Origin of the sequence: Candidatus Epulonipiscium viviparus (assembly GCF_030708075.1) — a bacterium.
Classification (GTDB): Bacteria; Bacillota; Clostridia; order Lachnospirales; family Cellulosilyticaceae; genus Epulonipiscioides; species Epulonipiscioides viviparus.
The window spans coordinates 848,363-868,005 of sequence record NZ_CP117982.1; the positions used below are offsets into that span (position 1 = coordinate 848,363).

At 33.9% G+C, this 19,643-nt stretch carries 16 protein-coding genes and 2 pseudogenes; 13 read left to right on the plus strand and 5 right to left on the minus strand.

Features of this window, described 5'->3' with window-relative positions; all coding sequences use genetic code 11:
* Positions 1–2: 2 nt before the first annotated feature.
* Both PCY70_RS03235 and PCY70_RS03240 read left to right on the plus strand, forming a co-directional pair.
* Positions 3–896: a hypothetical protein gene (locus tag PCY70_RS03235; RefSeq protein WP_305768420.1), complete on the plus strand. Its 894-nt coding sequence runs from the start codon at positions 3–5 to the stop codon at positions 894–896.
* Positions 897–910: 14 nt separating this feature from the next.
* Complete coding sequence (locus PCY70_RS03240) at positions 911–1,462, plus strand: hypothetical protein (protein WP_010166270.1); 552 nt, start codon at positions 911–913, stop codon at positions 1,460–1,462.
* 86 nt (positions 1,463–1,548) lie between these two features.
* Here PCY70_RS03240 and PCY70_RS03245 read toward each other — a convergent pair whose 3' ends face one another.
* The 4 genes from PCY70_RS03245 to PCY70_RS03260 all read right to left on the minus strand — a co-directional run bounded on the left by PCY70_RS03245 (position 1,549) and on the right by PCY70_RS03260 (position 7,073).
* Positions 1,549–3,771 (minus strand): RelA/SpoT family protein, encoded by a 2,223-nt coding sequence (locus tag PCY70_RS03245; RefSeq protein ID WP_010166272.1) that lies wholly within the window; start codon positions 3,769–3,771, stop codon positions 1,549–1,551.
* Between the two features lie 15 nt (positions 3,772–3,786).
* Entirely contained in the window at positions 3,787–4,299 is a 513-nt protein-coding gene (locus PCY70_RS03250) for an adenine phosphoribosyltransferase (protein ID WP_029487808.1), read from the minus strand.
* Between the two features lie 3 nt (positions 4,300–4,302).
* Entirely contained in the window at positions 4,303–6,342 is a 2,040-nt protein-coding gene (recJ, locus tag PCY70_RS03255) for a single-stranded-DNA-specific exonuclease RecJ (RefSeq protein WP_305768421.1), read from the minus strand.
* Positions 6,343–6,572: 230 nt separating this feature from the next.
* Positions 6,573–7,073 (minus strand): hypothetical protein, encoded by a 501-nt coding sequence (locus tag PCY70_RS03260; RefSeq protein WP_305768422.1) that lies wholly within the window; start codon positions 7,071–7,073, stop codon positions 6,573–6,575.
* A gap of 272 nt (positions 7,074–7,345) precedes the next feature.
* Here PCY70_RS03260 and spoIIIAA point away from each other — a divergent pair, with 272 nt between their 5' ends.
* The 9 genes from spoIIIAA (at position 7,346) to glgB (ending at position 14,739) form a co-directional block, all read left to right on the plus strand.
* The gene (gene spoIIIAA / locus PCY70_RS03265; RefSeq protein ID WP_010166280.1) at positions 7,346–8,287 is read left to right on the plus strand and encodes a stage III sporulation protein AA; all 942 of its coding nucleotides are present in this window, start codon (positions 7,346–7,348) and stop codon (positions 8,285–8,287) included.
* Positions 8,288–8,322: 35 nt separating this feature from the next.
* Entirely contained in the window at positions 8,323–8,838 is a 516-nt protein-coding gene (locus PCY70_RS03270; protein WP_010166282.1) for a stage III sporulation protein AB, read from the plus strand.
* A 12-nt stretch (positions 8,839–8,850) separates the two neighbouring features.
* Positions 8,851–9,045: a SpoIIIAC/SpoIIIAD family protein gene (locus tag PCY70_RS03275; protein ID WP_010166284.1), complete on the plus strand. Its 195-nt coding sequence runs from the start codon at positions 8,851–8,853 to the stop codon at positions 9,043–9,045.
* A gap of 12 nt (positions 9,046–9,057) precedes the next feature.
* A complete protein-coding gene (spoIIIAD, locus tag PCY70_RS03280) occupies positions 9,058–9,441 on the plus strand; it encodes a stage III sporulation protein AD (protein WP_010166286.1) in 384 nt (127 codons plus the stop codon).
* Positions 9,442–9,456: 15 nt separating this feature from the next.
* Positions 9,457–10,626, plus strand: a complete 1,170-nt coding sequence (locus PCY70_RS03285; protein ID WP_305768423.1) for a stage III sporulation protein AE — start codon at positions 9,457–9,459, stop codon at positions 10,624–10,626.
* Positions 10,627–10,638: 12 nt separating this feature from the next.
* Positions 10,639–11,226, plus strand: coding sequence for a stage III sporulation protein AF (locus PCY70_RS03290; RefSeq protein WP_010166288.1), 588 nt, complete (start codon positions 10,639–10,641; stop codon positions 11,224–11,226).
* A complete protein-coding gene (locus PCY70_RS03295) occupies positions 11,223–11,783 on the plus strand; it encodes a hypothetical protein (protein WP_305768424.1) in 561 nt (186 codons plus the stop codon). The genes PCY70_RS03290 and PCY70_RS03295 overlap by 4 nt, the downstream gene beginning before the upstream one ends.
* Before the next feature lie 13 nt (positions 11,784–11,796).
* Positions 11,797–12,474, plus strand: coding sequence for a SpoIIIAH-like family protein (locus PCY70_RS03300; RefSeq protein ID WP_010166290.1), 678 nt, complete (start codon positions 11,797–11,799; stop codon positions 12,472–12,474).
* A 135-nt stretch (positions 12,475–12,609) separates the two neighbouring features.
* Positions 12,610–14,739 carry a 1,4-alpha-glucan branching protein GlgB gene (gene glgB / locus PCY70_RS03305; protein WP_305768425.1) on the plus strand — a complete coding sequence of 710 codons (2,130 nt, stop codon included), beginning with the start codon at positions 12,610–12,612 and terminating at the stop codon, positions 14,737–14,739.
* A gap of 45 nt (positions 14,740–14,784) precedes the next feature.
* Here glgB and PCY70_RS03310 read toward each other — a convergent pair whose 3' ends face one another.
* Positions 14,785–15,240: a hypothetical protein gene (locus tag PCY70_RS03310; RefSeq protein ID WP_305768426.1), complete on the minus strand. Its 456-nt coding sequence runs from the start codon at positions 15,238–15,240 to the stop codon at positions 14,785–14,787.
* Positions 15,241–15,408: 168 nt separating this feature from the next.
* On the opposite strand from PCY70_RS03310, the pseudogene dnaE (PCY70_RS03315) reads away from it, so the two are divergent.
* A pseudogene (gene dnaE / locus PCY70_RS03315) lies at positions 15,409–17,058 on the plus strand (DNA polymerase III subunit alpha); the annotation flags it as partial.
* Positions 17,059–17,848: 790 nt separating this feature from the next.
* Positions 17,849–19,615, plus strand: a pseudogene (gene dnaE / locus PCY70_RS03320) (DNA polymerase III subunit alpha); the annotation flags it as partial.
* Positions 19,616–19,643 lie beyond the last annotated feature (28 nt).

Sequence of the window (19,643 nt, forward strand, 5' to 3'; positions counted from 1 at the left end):
AAATGGCAAAGCCGGCAGCTCCTGCAGCAACACCAATGACAACAACTTCACCGGAAATAATGCCTGATATTCCAGCGGCAAATCCAGAAATGGTTCAAATAACACCATTAGTTAAACCGGAGAGAGTACAAACGACGCCATTAGTCAAACCAGAAATATCGGGTATTAACTTAGAAGATATTATAGAGTTTACAAACCTAATTAAAGGATTGATTGGTGATAAGTCAAAGTCTAATGATAAGAAGGTTGATTTTCAAGAAATTTTGAATATAGTAAGTGCAGTAACAAAATCAGATCAAACAAGTGAAAATACAACAATTGATCCCAAGGTAGTTGAAAATGCAAATGAAATAATTCGAGATCTTGTGAGTCAAAAGCCAGTTTCTGCAGGTGCAAATGCTGAAAACGCAGATTGTGGATGCGATAAGTCGGGAAAGACTGTTGATGAACAATTTAGTGAGGCAATGAATTTTTTAATCAAAACATTCCAGAATAAAAAGGATGTTGAACCCAAAGAAGGCGATGTAGGATTTTTAAAAGATCAGATAAATGCTAAATCTGGGTTAGATAAAAAGGCAGAAATAGAGACATTGATACAGACAACATTAAATAAAGATAATAAGAAAGTAGATATTGAATTGGAAAATTTGCTAAAAAGGATAGAAGCCTTTAAAAAAGCGAATCATATGAATGCAATGCAACCGAAAACGGAAAGACCAGAAAAAATTGTGGGTAAGTATGAAAATAATCCTGTAGTAATAAAAGATAACAATAAGACTATAGAGCCACACATTAACATTGCAGTTGTTCCAATAGAAGTGGGAAATATAGGAATAGGAGACAATAAAACAATAAACGTCGAAGATAATGCATTGGTAAAAAAAAATTTAATTTAGACAGAGACGAAATTTTGATTGAATTTGATGAAGAAGAGACAGAATGGGATGATGATGAACCGCTAGATGACCTAGCATCATTGTATAAAATTAGTAAGGCAGTTGATATGGATGAATTAGATGAATTAGAAATGCTTGATGTTGCTGAAGATATGAAAGATGATTTAGACAGTAATTTTAGAGATATAGTTGTCAAAGATGAGGTTGAAACATATAAAGGTGAATTTGATCAATTGAATTATTTGATGAAAAACAAGTTGAAGGCGGTACCATTTGACGGGCAATTTCCTGTAGATTGGGTAACAGTAATGCAAAGTGATTTATTGACATTACCTCAAATAAATGCAGAGTGGTTAAAGCAAGTAAAAAACATAAAGTCCTATAATTATTTTATATTGGGCAAAGATCAAGAACGAAATCAATTTTATGTTGGAATTCCAGCACTTGTATTTAAAAGTCAGAAAAAATTTCCAAAAGTTGACAATATTATAGAATTTGTGTTAAAGCAGCCTAAATCATCAAGATCAACCTGGTCTGGAAACGGATATTGGATAGCAACAATATAAGAAATATTATTGGGTCGTGCATTTGTAATGTGCGGCTCTATTTGTATTTGAAGACTAATACATCTAAACGTATTAGCCTCATTGTTTTAACTTTCAACTCGACGGACTTCATTGACATCATTGATATTAATAATTTTGCGGATAGCTTCTTCGAGTTGTCGTCTATGCGATATAATAAATTTGACATTAAATAGTAAGTCGTGAGTTTTAATTGATTTGACGTTAAGAGATTTGATATCAAGACTCATATCGTTTAGTATTTTTAAAATTTCGGCGACTATATTGGGTCTATCGATACATAATATCTGTATTTCGGTAATATACTGCATTTGTGGAAGCTCAGAATCTTGCCAACTTGCCTGACTGATGCGCTCTGGCTCGTTTTTCATTATATAATTAATGTTGGGGCAGTTGCTTTTGTGAATAGAAATGCCGCGTCCTCGAGTTATATAACCAATTATTTCATCGCCAGGAAGAGGATTGCAGCATTGAGCAAATTTTATGGCAATATCGCCAAGGTCATCTATGATAATTCCGCTTTTGCTTTTAACGTATTCTGTAGGTTGAATAAATTGATCTTCAAATCCTTTTAGGAGATCCTCGTCTTTAATAACTTCTTTGTTAGCCTTAATATTTTCGTCTATGAGTCGGCTTAAGACTTGTTGCTCTTTGATGCTCCCATATCCTATGGCTGCGTAAACTGCTTCCCAATTTTTTAAACCATAGCGCCTATAGACGTTAGTAGTAGCTTCTGGAGTAAGTAAAGAAGCGAGCTTATATGCTTTATGTTTTGCACTAGTTTCGAGCAAATCTTTACCTTTTAAAATATCTTCTTCTTTAAATTGCTTTCGAAACCATTGATTAATTTTATTGCGAGCTTGAGTAGTTGTAACAATGTTTAGCCAATCTCGGCTAGGACCCTTTTTGGAGGCAGAAGTGAGGATTTCGATTCGATCGCCATTTTTAAGAGTGGAGTCGAGGTTAACAATTTTATCATTTACTTTGGCGCCAGTCATTTTATTTCCAATATCAGAATGGATATAATATGCAAAGTCGATAGGTGTCGCTCCTGTTGGGATAGTAATTAGATCGCCTTTTGGAGAAAATACATATACTTGATCGGTATAGATATCTAAGTCAACTTTAATAGCAGAAATGAATTCCTCGTTATCGCTCATGTCTTTTTGCCATTCAAGAATTTGTCGAAGCCAAGCTAACTTTTCTTCCGAAGTATCCTGAAAAAGTCCTTCAATTTTGCCTTCTTTATATTTCCAATGAGCGGCAATGCCATACTCGGCTGTTCTGTGCATTTCCATTGTGCGGATCTGCAATTCAAAGGGAACTCCGTTTGGTCCCATTAATGTGGTGTGTAGAGACTGATACATATTGGGCTTTGGCATAGCAATATAGTCTTTAAATCTGCCAGGAATAGGAGTAAAGATGTCATGTGCAACTCCAAGTACTCCATAACAGTCTTTGACATCTTCTACTATCGCACGAACTGCAAAAAGGTCATAAATTTGATCTATAGTTTTATTTTGATTAACGAGTTTTTTGTAGATACTAAAAAAATGTTTAGGTCGACCCTCAACATTTGCTTTGATGCCAAGTTTATCTAGTTCGTTTCTAATTTTTACAACGATTTGATTAGTTATTTCTACTCGCTCTTGTCTTTTTTTGGCAATGGTTTTGACCAAATAATAATACATATTGGAATTTATATACCTAAGAGATAAATCTTCAAGTTCTGCCTTTAACTTACAAATCCCCAGTCGATTAGCAATAGGGGCATAAATATCCATAGTTTCTCTAGCTATTGCTTGTTGTTTTTCGGGAATCATATATTTGAGCGTTTGCATATTGTGGAGCCTGTCAGCAAGTTTAATCAAGACAACTCTAATATCCTGAGCCATAGCAATAAACATTTTACGATAGTTTTCTACTTGGAGTTCTTCTTTTTGTACTTTTTTATTAGTAGAATGATATTTAATTTGGCTAAGTTTTGTAACTCCATCAACTAACAATGCAACTTCTTTGTTAAAATTCAATTCTATATCTTCGAGAGTCATACTTGTATCTTCGACAACGTCATGTAAGAGTCCGGCTGTAATCGATTCGATATCTAATTCTAAATCTGCTAAAATCTTAGCAACTCCGAGTGGATGAATTATATATGGCTCTCCAGACTTCCTAAGCTGGCCATTATGCGCATTAGATGCAATATCATACGCTTTTTCAATCATACTAAGGTCATCAGACGGGTGATACGCCTGGATAGCTTTAATCAATTTTTCAAAAGTATTAGACATATCGTCCCTCCCTTCTTAATATTGCAATAAAGTTTCTACAATTATGTCTTTTAATAATTCTCTACCTTTAAGACTAGTAAGCTCAATTAAACATACAACCATTACAACTTCACCACCAAGTTTGGTAATAAGATCTACCATTGCCTTATTTGTTCCACCAGTTGCAAGCAAATCGTCTATTAAGATCACCTTTTGACCTGGCAAAATAGCATCCTGATGAATTTCTAAAGTATTTGTTCCATATTCGAGATTATAACTTTGTTGATATGTTTTATATGGAAGTTTACCAGGCTTTCTAATAGGAATAAATCCTTTTTTTAAATTGTAAGCAACGGGAACTCCAAAAATAAATCCCCGAGATTCAGGACCAACTACTAAATCAAAATCAACTTTACTGACGGTTTCGCAAAGTAAATCGATTGAATAAGCTAATCCTACAGGATCTTTCAAAAGAGTGGTAATATCTCTAAATAAAATCCCTTTTTCTGGATAATCTGGTATATCTCTTATAAGTGTTTTTAAATCCATTAATTATTCTCCTTTCAAAAACTGCGATAATTGATTAAAACGAGTAGAGTTTTCGAGCTTATTTTTTGTATAACTTTCAATTCTATAGTATATGCTATTATTGTTGTATTTATAAGACAAAAAACCAAGTTCACAAAATATGTCAATGATTTGTAAAATTTTGTATTCATTTAATTTTAGGGTAAAAGATAATTGGTTTAATGAAATATTATCAGCGGCATATTTTTTTAAATATTGAAAAACAGCAGCGCAATCACTATATGAAGGTATTAATTGAGTAATTTCATAATATGAAAGCCCTTTTAAATGTGTCATAGGAGAGTTTTGAAATTTCGTGTAAAGTTCCAAGTAATATAATGAAGTCGTTTCATTAGCAGATCTAATGGCCGTCATCATAAATTGGATAGTCGTTTTACCGTTCCATTCGTTTTTGGATATACTTCCGGCAATCTCTACTTCTTCGCCTTTATTCAAAAAATTACTTAATTGACCTTGTGAAAAAATAATAACGTCAAGGAATTTATTATTGTCTTCTAAAATAATTTTTAGATGCTCAGATCGTTTTCCCATGTGAATAATTTTGGAAATTTTGCCTTTAACCAATAAAATTGGGCTACTATTATTTTGACCACAAGGTTCTAATGCAGATAAGCTATTATACAGATCTATAGTTACTTCTGAGAGAGGAACTGTAGCATCGATATAAATTTTTGGCGTTAAGAGCTGTTTGTCAAGAATTTCATAATTAGCTTTATTTATATCTTCGGTAAAGTTTCTTATTTTGGAAGCAGATATTGTAAGTCCGGCAGCTTGTGTATGTCCTCCATATTTGATGAGGTATTGCTGTTGTTCAGTAATGGCATTAATAATACTGAAACCGTCGACGCTTCTGGCCGAGCCAACATATTTGTCACCATCAAGCGTGCAGACAATAGTAGGTCGATAATAGTGTTGCGATATTTTAGATGCAACTAATCCTAATACTCCATGATGCCAATCAGTACCAGTAATGACTAAAACTTTTTCTTTGGATAAGTCGATATTGTTTTTTACATATTCAAAGGCAGCGGTAACAATTTCGGCTTCTTTGGCTTTGCGTTTAATATTATTATTATCCAGTATCTGAGCTAGTGTGGCAGCTCTTTGGGTATCCTGCGTAGTAAATAATTCAATCGCAAGATTGGCATCAGACATTCGGCTTATAGCATTAATTCGAGGAGCTACTTGAAAAGCTATTGTATAGGAGGTGGTTGGTTGACTATTCTTATTTATTATGTTTAGCAATGCGCGCAAACCAGGATTGCGAGTATGCGTGATCAATTTAAGACCTAACGAAGCTATAACTCTGCTTTCTTGTAGCAATGGAACCATGTCGGCAATTGTGCCAATTGAAACTAAATCTAAATATTTATATACATATTCTTCTAAGCTAAGTTTTAGTGTCGTGGCTATGGCAGTAATAAGTTTAAATACAATACCAACACCAGCAAGATTTTGAGAAGGATATGTGCAATTGGGTCTTTTATAGTTAACTATACAATGTGCATCTGGAATTTGATCGAGACATTGATGGTGATCAGTTATAATAACATCTATCCCCTTACTGCGAGCAAAATCAACTTCGGCTATTGCTGTAATGCCATTATCAACAGTTACAATTAAATCGGTTTTATTATCGGCTAAATAAAGTATGGCATCAATATTCATACCATATCCTTCTGTAAATCTGTTAGGAATATAATAATTGACTTTGGCACCAACTTCTGTTAAAAACATATATAAAACAGATGTACTGGTAATGCCGTCAGCATCATAATCTCCATAGATAGTGATTTGCTGTTTTTGTGAAATAGCATCTAAAATACGAATCACGGCTTTGTCCATATCTAGCAACGCAAAAGGGTCATGAAGGTCTGCTATTTTAGGATTTAAGAAACTTTCTTTATCAGAATCGAGGATATTTTTTGCTGCTAATATATTATCAATAATACTTTTGTTTGGATTGTTAGAAAGAAATTTCCATTCATAATTGTTTGGAATCATCAGATCACCTCATAAAAAAGTATGGTCAAAAATCAAAAATTATAAACATAAAAAAAACGATAGAATGTTGAGCTCTTCTATCGTCTTATAAACTATTGTATAAAAAATAACTGCTAAGTCCTTAGAAAGTTACTTTGGAATGATATTAAACAAAACTAATCTATATTTATGCAAACTTTTCATCATGAAATACAGCATTAACTTTATATTTTAAAATTATATAATATAGATTATAATCGTCTGTGGTAGTATCCGATATGTTCGCCATATTGATTCGCTATGTTAGATAATTGGCTAGTTAAAGATTCGTCTGGAGGAGCAGTGTATTTGACTGGTCGAGAATAAATTTTGGAATCTTCTTTCTTTTTCTTTAAGGCTTCCTCGCGTTCTTTAACTCTTTCCGCAGCGATTTTTTCTTCTAGCTTAGAAATCTCAACATCATATGATTTAAGATCGGATTTGATTTCTACTAAGGAGCTACCGTTGGCTAAAGTTTGAGAAATCAATTCGTTTTTAATTTCTAAAATCTTGTCTTTTTGTTTTGAGAGTGTATCTATAACGGACATTGCTTTGCCTTGTTTAGAAATTGTGAAAAAATTTTGATACTTATCTTGAGATGTATTTGATTGAGACTGAGATTGAGAAGACGATTCAACTTGAGAATCATCACCATAATTTATTTTTCCATAAGTATTATTAACTCTATATTGATTTAACGCTTTTATGCTCATAGTAATACCCCCTGTGAAATTAAGTTTAGTAATATAATCTACACATGATATATCGACGAATTTAGATAATTCTTGATGATATATCTGTAAAATATATGATAATCGTAGTAAAACTGCAAAAAAAATTACAAAATGTGGGAATTAAATTGGTAAATTTTAAAAATTCGATAATTGGAAAATCAAGGAAATAACAATTTTGTCCCAAAAAGTAATGATTGTGGTATAAATAGCATATACTGATATAAGTAATACTATGAAGGGAGATAAAAATCATGGTAGATACAATATCAGAAGTATTGCCAAGGCATATAAAGAATATGATGCTGAAAATAAATCCTAGAATAATTAATGAATTAGAAGAAATTCGAATTAGAATTAGTAAGCCTATTATTTTGAGAACACATGATAATGAATTTGGAATTTTTGAAAATGGTGCTTGTAAGCCTAACAAAGGCTATTGTGCTAATAAAACAGATATAGATGGAATTTTAAAATTTGCTAGTGGATTTTCGATGTACGCAATAGAAGATGAATTGAGATCTGGATTTATTACTATTGCCGGCGGTCATAGAATAGGAGTTGTTGGTAGAGCAGTTATAGATAATAAAAATTTAAAAACAATAACAAACATATCAGCAATAAATATAAGAATTGCACGAGAAGTGGTAGGTGCAGGTAATAAAATTGTTCCATACATATATAAAAATAGAAAAATTTGTAATACGCTGATTGTTTCTCCGCCTAAATGTGGAAAAACAACAATTCTGCGAGATGTTATAAGAAATCTGAGTAATGGAGAAAGCTTGGATGTTTCTTATCACGTAGGAATAGTGGACGAGCGTTCAGAAATAGCTGCTTGCTATATGGGTATTCCACAAAACGATGTAGGAATTAGAACGGATGTATTAGATTCTGCACCAAAAGCTGAAGGCATTTTAATGCTACTTAGATCTATGTCTCCAGAAATAATTGCTGTAGATGAGATAGGACGAGATGAAGACTACAAAGCAATTTTTGATGCGTTGATTGTGGGAGTTACAGTTATATGTACAATTCATGGGAGCAGTTTAAATGATTGTTTAAATAAACCTCTATTAAAAGATATGTTAGATAAAAAATTATTTGAGCGAATCATTATTCTATCAAATAATCCAAAAGTAGGAACAGTTAAAGAAGTAATAGATGTTAGAAATAATTATAATATTATAAGATAGAATAATAAAAAAATTTTAAGAAAGGAGAAAATAGTATGAATACAATAGGGATGGCGTTAATATTGATATCATGTACACTTTGTGGTTTTGCATATGATGCCAATGAGAAAAAAAGAGTTCTACAGTTGGACGAGCTATTTTTGGGGTTTAACCTGCTAAAGAGTGAAATAGATTATAAGCTGACGCCTTTAATAGAGGCTTTGCAAGAAGTTGCGAGTCAAACTGAACAAGGAGTGGACAGGCTGTTTGGTTTATATTCACAAAAGTTGAATCAGCGGGATGAAATGGATACCAAAAAAATGTGGAAACAAACATTGATGGAAGCAAATCATTGGCTGCGACTAAAAGAAGAAGATTTAAAATTATTGGAATCTTTTGGCACAATGTCATCGCATTTTGATAGAGAGGTTCAACGAAATAACATCACCTGGTTACTCGAAAGTTTAAAGCAAAGACGAGATCAAGCAAATGAATTATATGAGAAGCGTAGCAAATTGTATCGTAGTATGGGAGTTTTAATAGGTTTATCAATAGTTATAGTATTAATATAGGGAGGTTATATGATGGATATTACATTAATTCTTAAGATTGCAGGTTTGGGACTTGGGCTCTGGGCAGTGCAAGAAATTTTAAAAAATTCTGGAATGGGCAAAGCCGCAGACTATGTTGGAATTGCTGGTACATTAGTAGTAGTAATGATTATGGTTAATGAAATAATGGGATTTTTTACTACAGTACAAACATTCTTTACATTTTAGGGTGGTGGTTAGATGAATATCTTACAATTAGTAAGTTTTGCGGCAATTGGAGTTGTAATAATTAAAATACTTGATGCCATTGGCTCAAAAGTTACAACATACATAAAAGTTTTAATAGGGCTATCAATTTTTGGATTTGCGTGTACGCAGTTAGATGTTATTTTTGATATAATCAGAGATTTGGCAAGTAAGATTAATATGGAAGGAACTTATCTAACGATTATTTTCAAGATTATAGGAATTGCTTATATTGCAGAGTTTGGATTACATTTATGTAAAGATGCAGGTGAAGAAGGCATCGGAAAAAAGATAGAATTTGCAGCAAAAGTAATGATTTTTGTAGTGGCAGCCCCTGTAATTTTAGCACTCATTGATCTTATCACTGGACTTTTATAAGGAAAGGGGACAACAATGCAAAAGATTAAATTGTTAATAGCGCTAGTTATTTGCCTCTTTGGAGTGTGTGAGACAATGGCAACAGAAGAGGCAGGGAGTATCAATACAGATTTAATTATAGAAACACAGCTAGAAATGTTTAATTGGGATGAGATTGAGAAGTTAGAAGCAGATCTTTCTCAAAACGTTCCAGAACTAAAGGACTTCGATTTAAAACATGAAGTTGGATTAGTTCTTAGTGGACAAAAAAAGTTTAATTTAGAAACAATATTAGAATTTATAAAGGATAGTATATTTGCAGAGTTTTTTACATATTTGAATGTAATCGTAAGATTTATTTTGATTGTGATAGTCTGCAACATGTTGAATAATTTAAGCGCTGCGTTCGATTCTAAAAACACAACTAAGATAGCTTTTTTTGTTTGTAATATTGTGATATTATATAGTGTAATGCAGTCTTTGGTATTAATAGTAGAGCTGGCACATAGAACGATAGAAACATTGCAAGGGATAATGTTAATCATGTTACCAACATTGCTAGCGTTTATGGCGGCGTCGGGATATATTGCAACGTCGGCCGCGATGTCGCCAGTAGTTATTGGAGCACTAAATATGATGGTATTTATAATACAAAATATATTGTTGCCTAACGTAGTGATAGTAGTAGTATTACAAATATTGAATCAGATGAGCAATGAATTTGAAATCAATAAATTAATAGCGTTATATTATAAAGTAAACAAATGGATTTTGGGAACAATATTTGGGAGTAGTATAGCAATACTGGGAATATATAGAATGTCGTTGCCGTTCACCGATGTAACAATGAAGCGAGTTGGACTATCGCTGTCTACAAAGTTGATACCAATCGTGGGAAATGCCGTAGGTGGTGCAGTAGACATGATTATCCAAATATCTGGAATGATTAAAAATGCATTTGGAGTAGGTGTAATTATTTTCATAGTAATAGTAATTGCAATGCCACTAATCAAAATCTTTGCGTATATATTTTTATATCATGTTGCGGGAGCAATTATTGAACCGCTTGGAGACAAGAAAATGGCAAAGATTGCAACAGATATTGCAAAGGGATGTGAGTTTGTAATGAGTTGCGTGGGTACTGTATCAATTTTGTCTATCCTGGCACTGGTAGTTTGCATGAGTGTGGGATCGAGCTTATTATAAAGGAGAGAGATGATGATATCAAATTTTATTGAATATCTGATGACGCTGGTGTGGGTAATGCTCTTTCTGGTTGTTGTCGAAATGGTTTTTCCAAGCTCAGCTCTCCAAAAATATATAAAGCTAATATTGAGATTTATATTAGTATATACAATTTTGGCTCCAATTATAAAAGGAGGCCTCTTTGAGACAATTCAGTATGATGAGTATGTCAATTCGTATCAAGATCAATTTGATATGATGACAGAAGGAGGAACTCAGATGCATAATTATGAGCAGGAGCTAAAAGAAAATTATGAGCTGCGTGAAATTGAAATTATTGAGCAAGCAGTGGAAAAAGAACTTGACATGAATGCTGAAGTAGTGGTATCTTCTATAGTGAGGAATTATATACCTCAGTTAACTGATATAGAAATAACAGTTTCAAAAAATGAATCAACGGATGACGGATTGATAAAAGTACCAAAAATAGTGATAGGAAAAAAATCAGATAGTGTACGACTGTATAAAGAAAATATTGAAAAAGAAATAAAAAATTTATTAAGCAACTTCTATAATTTAGGACAAGTTAATATAAATATAGAAGTACAAAATGTGGATTGAGCAAGAAATCGACAGCATTGTTTTTGGCAACAGCTATTTTGGGAGTTATGATAACGGTAATTTATGAAAAGCCTGAAAATGACGCATTGCTAGGAACAGAAAGCTTTGCACAGCAATCGTCGCCAATTGTAGGAGAAGTATTGAGCAAAAATGTTAAGGAGCCACAAGATACATACGCTGTACAAATAGAAAAACAATTAGAGGATATTTTAAAAAATATACAAGGATTAGGTTCAGTAGAAGTAATGGTAACGTTAAAAACATCATCTGAAAAAATATTGGCAGAAGATGTAAATTTAAGAAAAAATACAGTTAGTGAAATGGACTCACAAGGTGGGACAAGTACTGTAACAGAAGAAGACGAAATAAATAATGTAATAATGAGTGGAAGTTCTCCGTATGTAATTCGTGAAGATATGCCACAGATAGAAGGCGTATTAGTTGTTGCGGGTGGAGGAGACAATATTGGTGTAAAGAATGCAGTAATAGAAGCTGTATCATCGCTGTTGGACATACCAGTACATAAGGTATCAGTATTTAAAATGGAAAACAAATAGGGAGGATAAATAAATGCTAAATTTTAAAAGGAATCAATTAATAATTACGGTTCTAGTATTTATGATTGCAATCGGTGGATACTTGCAGTTAACAACAGATCCGCAAAATCTACCAGCTTTTGTAAATGAAGACCAAACAGAAGATATCAAAGTTCAAGAACAAGTTACCGATATTAATTATTTTGAAAAATTTTTAACACTTCCTCCAGATATGGAAGATAGCGATATGGTAACAGATGAAACTTTACAAAATACAACAATGCTAGATGGCGCAACAGGAATGGAAGTAATAATAACTAAGGCAGATGGATCACAAAATGTATCATCTACAAATGTAGCAGCAGTTAGTTACTTTGCAGAAGAAAAAATGATTCGTGAACAACAAAGATCTACCCAAATAGAAGAGTTAAACGAATATATAGCGAATTCGGCTATCGATGAAAATTCAAAATCTAAAGCGGCACAGTCTTTGTTAAATCTTCAAGATAAGATTGAAAAAGAAAACGGATCTGAATCGTTATTGCGTGCTAAAGGATTTTCAGATGTATATGTAAGAATGGACGAAACTGCTGTGGATGTTATAGTTAACCGACCTCAGTTAACAGATGCAGAAATTGCACAAATTGAGGAAATTGTAAGTCGAACAACTGGCTACAGAGTTAGTCAAATTAAAATTCATATTAATAGTTGATAAAATATTTTATAGGCAAATTATCTTGTGACACGGGAAACCGTGTTATTTTTTTTGAAATTTAGATCATACCTGTCTTGAAATTTATCCCAAAACATATTATGATATATAAAAATACTTAAGGAGGCTGTTGTAATGGATTTTCAAAGAATAATTTGGGGAGATGAATCTTGTCCTCATTGGATTTTAGGAATGCATCAATGTGTAATGGAAGATAAAGAGAGAATTACGATGTGTGTGTTTTGTCCAGATGCTAGAGAGCTAACAGTAGTTAACAAAGTAAATGAAAAGGAATATATGATACCAAATGTAGGGAATGGAATGTTTTATGGACCGGTTGGAAAATATAAAAATTCGTTTCCATATTATTTAAAGTTTGTAGGACATAATGATTCGGTTTGGGAAACTGAGGATGCCTATGCATTTGCAGATCAACTTGATGGCGGAACGTTAGATGCGTTTAGAAACAAAGAGTATATCTATTCTGCTAATATTTTAGGTAGTCGAGTAACAGAAATTGATGGCATTAAAGGGTGCATTTTTAGAGTCTTTGCTCCAAATGCAAAAAGAGTAAGTGTAATTGGATATTTTAATAACTGGGACGGGCGCCGTCATATGCTAACCAAATTGGGAGATTCAGGAATTTTTTCAATTTTTATTCCAAGAGTAACAACAAACGATTTATATCAATATGAAATTAAAACCAATAACAACGAACTTTTATATAAAGCCGATCCATATGCAAAGCATTTTGGACCAAAACCCAAAAAACATAGTTTGCCATACGACCCATTTAGTTATCAGTGGAATGATGAAAAGTATTTGAAAAACTTAGAAGGAACTAATAGTAAAAATAGGCCGATTAGTATTTATGAAGTGCATATTGGCTCCTGGAAATTTAATGAAAATGGGGAGTCATTAACATATACTCAATTAGCAGATCAACTAGTGAGTTATGTAAAGAATTTAAACTACACACACGTAGAATTTATTGGAATTTTAGAGCACCCATTTGATGGTTCTTGGGGATATCAAGTGACAGGATTTTTTGCTCCAACAAGCAGATACGGCACAACAGATGAGTTTAAGCATCTTGTGGATCGTTTTCATCAAAATGACATTGGAGTAATATTAGATTGGGTACCGGGGCATTTTCCAAAAGATGCGTTTGGGTTAGAGTTTTTTGATGGAACAAAGCTGTATGAAAGAGAAGGAGAGCACCCAGACTGGGGAACATTGCTATTCGATTATTATAAGAGAGAGGTAAAGAACTTTTTGCTATCTAGTGCATATACTTGGCTAAGCGAATTTCATATAGATGGTTTGCGTGTTGATGCCGTGGCATCTATGCTATATGGTGGAAATTTATCGAATACGCATCCAGATATGACAGCGGCAACATTTCTGCAGGAATTAAATAAAATGGTGCATCATCTTTTCCCATACAAATTGATGATAGCCGAAGATTCAAGCACATGGGGCGGAGTTACTGCACCTGTTTCGGCGGGCGGACTGGGATTCGACTTTAAGTGGGATTTAGGATTTATGCATGACACGCTCAATTTTATGAAAACAGAGTATGATTATCGTCATATAAATTTAGATAAAATGACGTTTAGTTTTAATTATATGTATAACGAGCACTACATGTTACCAATATCTCACGACGAAGTGGTTCATTGCAAGAGTCCATTGATATATAAGATGTGTGGAGATTTTTGGCAAAAGTTTGCTAATGTGAGAGCGTTACTAGCATTGATGTTCACGCATCCGGGCAAAAAACTACTATTTATGGGTAGTGAGATAGGACAAACGAGAGAGTGGATCGAAAAAAATCAGTTGACTTGGGAATTGCTGGAGTACCCAGAGCACAAGGGACTGCAACGATATATGAAGGAGCTCAATTTGTTATATAAAACAACACCAGCTTTGTATCATGACGAAAATATAGGAGAGACGTTTGATTGGATAAATGGAGATAATAAAGAGAGTTTAGTGGTATCTTATATAAGACGCACATTAGAAGAAGAGTTGATTGTTGTAGTAAACTTTTCTCTGTATCCACGAATGGGGTATAGTGTTGGAGCGGCCAAACCGGGAACATACAAAGAGATATTTAACAGTGATAGAGAAGAGTATTGTGGAAGTGGGGTATTAAATACGAATTTGATTAAAACCCTGCCAGAGAGTTGTCAATATAAAGAGAATCGAATTGTAATCGATATACCTCCTATTGGAGCGACAATTTTAAAAAAAATCAAGTAACTAAATTAGGACACAGGTGACTATGCTGTGTCCTTTTAGTTTTTACTATGCCACAACATGATTTGGTCGAGTTATTGATGCCGCCATAGATTGTTGTGCTGATTGTTTGAGTAAGACTCCACGATTAGAATAAATTTTAGGGTCTTGGCTATTTTGCTTAGTCACTTCTTGTTGTTGCTTTACGTTTTCCTTGCTTAGTTTTTCCTCAAGATTATGTAATTGTTTTTCATACGCAGCGAGTTCAGCTTCTATATCAAAAAGACTGCCTCCGTTTGCTAATGTTTCGGTTATGAGTTTATTTTTATCATTTACGATTTTTTCTTTTTGAGTAGACATAGTTTTTATAACAGATAAGCTTTTCCCATGTTGCGAAGGATTAAATAAGCTGTTTTGAGTTTCTGCTACTTTAATGGCATCATCTTTGGTATTGTTCAATACGGGAGTATTTTTTACATAATTAAAATTATAAGTAGATTGGTTATTTAAATTATTAATGTACATTTTTATCACCTCATGTGTTTTGCACTTTCTTCAAATAGTATAAGAAACATTGTGTAAAATTTGCTACAATAAGTATATCGGCAAAATTTGTAATTTGTTTTAGTGTTTAGAATTTCCTTATTTTGGGTATAATGATGTAAAATTATATGATGTTAGAAGGATACTAAAATGAAAGAAAAATTTGTGCATTTACACGTTCATACAGAGTATAGTCTGCTAGATGGATCTGCAAAAATAGCAGAATTACTAGAGAAAGCTAAAGAATTTGGTATGAATCATTTAGCAATTACAGATCACGGGGTGATGTTTGGAATAATAGATTTTTATAAAAAAGCAATAGAAAAAGGAATTAAGCCAATTATAGGATGCGAAGTTTATGTGGCTAAGCGTTCGCGGTTTGATAAAGAGTCACAAGATGCGAGAAGTTATCATTTAGTATTGCTTGCAGAGAACAATGAAGGGTATCAAAATTTAATCAAATTGGTTAGCTTGGCATATATAGAAGGATTTTATAGACGACCTCGTGTGGATTTGCAACTACTGGAGCAATATCATAAAGGCATTATAGCGCTGGGAGGATGTTTAGCTGGCCCGGTTTCTAGAAGATTGCTAGAGGAAGATTATGAATCTGCTAAGAAGGCGGCACTGCAATATAGAGACGTGTTTGGAGAAGGAAATTTCTTTCTAGAGATACAAGATCATGGTCTTGCAGATCAAAGAAAAGTAAACCAAGAAACAATTCGCATATCGCAAGAGACAGGAATTGATCTTGTTGCAACAAACGATGTTCATTACATTACTGCAGAAGATAGTAAGGCACACGAAGTTTTGCTATGCATTCAAACTGGAAAGACAATGAGCGATACCACGAGAATGGTTTATGAGGGAAATCAATTTTACTTAAAGAGCGCAGAAGAAATGAGAACATTGTTTCCATATGCCGTAGAAGCAATCGAAAATACGGTTAAAGTGGCCAATAGATGCGATGTTAAATTTGATTTTAATGAGTTAAAGTTACCAAAATTTTTGTTGCCAGCAGGAGAAAGTTCGCCAATAGAATATTTAACTAAGCTATGCAAGAAGGGGCTTTCTAAGAGATATAAAGAGGTGACCGCACATCTAGAAGAGCGACTAGAATATGAATTAAAAATTATTGCTCAGATGGGGTTTGTAGATTATTTTTTAATCACCAACGATTTTATTATGTATGCAAAAAACAAAGAGATAGCAGTTGGGCCCGGGCGGGGTTCTGCAGCTGGAAGTATAGTTGCATATGTTCTCGAAATAACAGATATAGATCCACTAAAATATAATCTGCTATTCGAGCGATTTCTCAATCCAGAGAGAATTTCGATGCCAGATATTGATATAGATTTTTGCTATGAGCGAAGACAGGAAGTTATAGACTATGTGATAGAAAAATATGGTAAAGAGAAGGTTGCTCAAATAGTAACTTTTGGAACAATGTCAGCAAGATCAGTAATTCGAGATGTGGGCAGAGCTTTGGATATGCCATATGCAAAGGTAGACAAGATTGCCAAGATGATTCCTACAGAATTAAAAATCACGATCGCAAAAGCATTGAAATTAAACTCCGATTTACAACAGATTTATGACGATGAGTCAGAAATAAAATATTTAATCGATATGGCCAGCAAATTGGAAGGAATTCCTAGGCATTGCTCAATTCATGCAGCAGGGGTGGTGATCTCCAAAGAAGATCTTACAGAGTATGTGCCGCTTAATGCAAGTGATGGGGTAATAACGACGCAATTTCCAATGACTACGTTAGAAGATCTGGGAATGCTTAAAATGGATGTGCGAATTGTTCGCTAACGAAACAATCCAGAAATGGAAACAAGTTAGCGGAGCAGGGAAGACTATCTTTCTTGTTTAACTGTTAGTTTGAATAGAGTGGTGAAACTCCACTTAAAAAGTAAATATCGATACTTTTACCCTGAGATTCCGACATGCTGTCTAACCTTAATATTATACGGTATGAAGCTCGGTAAAGTCGACTGAAAAGAAGTCTAAGTAAATACAAGCAAAATATATGACAACGAAGTAAGTCGGGGGTCCTTAAGATGAAATATCTTTAAAAAATAATATGCTTACTAACCAGAAACTGCCGTATGAAAGGCTCGTGATTTAAGACCCCGTCGAAAGATGGGTTGCCGCCCCTCTAAGGGAACTAATCGTAGTAGTATTATTGTCCATTGAGGCTACTATTTTTATCGCATAGACGATATTAGCTCTGCTTCCATTCGATTAAAGGAAAAATGAGCGGTTAGCGGGTTAAAGGCAGCAGCTAAGTTATTATAATAAAGGATAAAACTAACGGAACAATTGAACCTCAAAAGAAAATGATAAGGTGATTAAGAACCGATGTTTCTATCAGGTAGGAAATGACCTGTGTATTTGGGGGGCAGCAGCCCGTAGTAGCGTTGAAGCAGAGTAATGTCTGCAGAGCAAAGGGGCATAGTCGTAGGTTAGGATATTGTAACTTACGATGGAACGCCGTGTGCGGTGAAAGTCGCATGCACGGTGTGAAGGAGGGGAAAAGGACACCAAACAAATAATGTTGTGGTTGTTCCTTACCTATTCCTATTTTTTGGGGCTGAGAACTCTTACTGTAATTCAAAAAGCAAAAGAATTGATTAAGCGAAATAAGGGCATTGACATAGATTTTGCAGACTACGATGATGCCAAAGTATATGCAACGATTTCAAGTGGAAATACAGATGGAATATTTCAGCTTGAAAGTGCTGGTATGAAGCAATTTATGAAGGAACTTGCGCCAACCAATATAGAAGATGTAATAGCAGGAGTTTCGTTATACAGACCAGGCCCTATGGATTTTATTCCAAAATATATAAAAGGTAAAAATGATTCAGCTAATATCACGTATACGCATCCGGCATTGGAGACAATCTTAAAAAACACATACGGATGCATTGTCTATCAGGAGCAAGTAATGCAAATCGTGCGAAAACTTGGTGGATATAGCTTAGGGCGAAGTGATTTATTGCGGCGTGCTATGGGAAAGAAGAAGACAGAGGTGATGCTAAAGGAGCGCGAAATTTTTATAAATGGAAATGGAGAAGACATTTCAGGTGCGGTAAATAACGGAATAGACGCAGCCGTTGCAAATCAGATATTTGACGATATGGTAGACTTTGCCAAGTATGCATTTAACAAGTCGCATGCTGCAGCATATTCTATAATCTCATATCAAACAGCATATCTAAAAACACACCATCGATTAGAGTTTATGGCAGCGCTGATGACATCCGTAAAGGATTCGATAGAGAAAGTTGAAATGTATATAACGAGCTTAAAAAAGCAAAATATAAAGATGTATACACCAGATATAAATACCGCAATTGGTGAGTTTTCAACAGTTGAAGATGGAATAGTATACGGGCTATATGCAGTAAAATGCGTTGGAGAAGCTGCCATTGATGATATCATAAAAGAAAGAAATGAGAACGGAAATTTTAAAAGCTTAACAGATTTTTGTAAGAGGCTTCATATCAAAGATGTGCGAAAGAGAATGATAGAGGCTCTAATATATGCAGGAGCATTTGATTCTTTGGGAGGAAGTCGCGGGCAGTATCTTGCTATATATGAAGGAATTATTGCTGGAATATTGTATAATAACAAGAAGCAAATAGCAGGTCAGCTAGATCTATTTTCTATGGGCGATGAGAATAATGATATGAAACATAAAGATGAATTTCCTAATATCGAAGAGTTATCGAAAAAGGAGCTGCTAGATAAGGAAAAGGAAGTTTTGGGAGTATATTTAAGTGGACACCCATTGGGTGAATATGCACAAAAATTAGAGATGTATACAACTCATCATTGTGCAGAATTACACCAAAAGAATGAAATTTATAATGAATTGATTCTAGGGGGAATGATCACAAATGTAAGAGAATTTCTTACTAAGAAAGGGCAAAAAATGGCATTTATCGAGCTAGAAGATCTAACGGGTGCGTGTGAATGTATTGTGTTTGAGAACTATTATGCTCACTTAAAAAAAGTAGATCAAAATGTGCCTGTCCTCATAAAAGGAAGAATATCGCTCAAAGATGATGATGTAAAAGTGATAGTAAATTTTATCGAAAATATAGAAGCTAAACCGCTGGTGATAACTTTGAATGCAGCAATGAGAACGCCTGAAATAAGTAAAAAGTTACTAGAAGTATTTGCAGAGCATCGGGGGACAACAACTGTTGCTATTGAAAATGAAGAAAGTGGAGAGATAAAGCCGTATCCAGCGAAGTATAATATAAAAATAAATGCAGCATTTACAGAAAAACTAAAAGCGATAGTGGGGGACAATAGATATAAAATGCCAAACGAAAAATAGGCAATCACTCCTGTAAAGAAGATAATTG

Excerpts from the sequence above, each read along its gene's own strand:
- PCY70_RS03245 (WP_010166272.1), bottom strand. The coding sequence starts at position 3,771 with ATGTCTAATACTTTTGAAAAATTGATTAAAGCTATCCAGGCGTATCAC.
- PCY70_RS03250 (WP_029487808.1), bottom strand. The coding sequence starts at position 4,299 with ATGGATTTAAAAACACTTATAAGAGATATACCAGATTATCCAGAAAAA.
- PCY70_RS03260 (WP_305768422.1), bottom strand. The coding sequence starts at position 7,073 with ATGAGCATAAAAGCGTTAAATCAATATAGAGTTAATAATACTTATGGA.
- glgB (WP_305768425.1), top strand. The coding sequence starts at position 12,610 with ATGGATTTTCAAAGAATAATTTGGGGAGATGAATCTTGTCCTCATTGG.
- PCY70_RS03275 (WP_010166284.1), top strand. The coding sequence starts at position 8,851 with ATGGATATTACATTAATTCTTAAGATTGCAGGTTTGGGACTTGGGCTC.
- spoIIIAA (WP_010166280.1), top strand. The coding sequence starts at position 7,346 with ATGGTAGATACAATATCAGAAGTATTGCCAAGGCATATAAAGAATATG.
- PCY70_RS03310 (WP_305768426.1), bottom strand. The coding sequence starts at position 15,240 with ATGTACATTAATAATTTAAATAACCAATCTACTTATAATTTTAATTAT.
- PCY70_RS03285 (WP_305768423.1), top strand. The coding sequence starts at position 9,457 with ATGCAAAAGATTAAATTGTTAATAGCGCTAGTTATTTGCCTCTTTGGA.
- PCY70_RS03235 (WP_305768420.1), top strand. The coding sequence starts at position 3 with ATGGCAAAGCCGGCAGCTCCTGCAGCAACACCAATGACAACAACTTCA.
- spoIIIAD (WP_010166286.1), top strand. The coding sequence starts at position 9,058 with ATGAATATCTTACAATTAGTAAGTTTTGCGGCAATTGGAGTTGTAATA.
- PCY70_RS03300 (WP_010166290.1), top strand. The coding sequence starts at position 11,797 with ATGCTAAATTTTAAAAGGAATCAATTAATAATTACGGTTCTAGTATTT.
- PCY70_RS03290 (WP_010166288.1), top strand. The coding sequence starts at position 10,639 with ATGATATCAAATTTTATTGAATATCTGATGACGCTGGTGTGGGTAATG.
- PCY70_RS03270 (WP_010166282.1), top strand. The coding sequence starts at position 8,323 with ATGAATACAATAGGGATGGCGTTAATATTGATATCATGTACACTTTGT.
- recJ (WP_305768421.1), bottom strand. The coding sequence starts at position 6,342 with ATGATTCCAAACAATTATGAATGGAAATTTCTTTCTAACAATCCAAAC.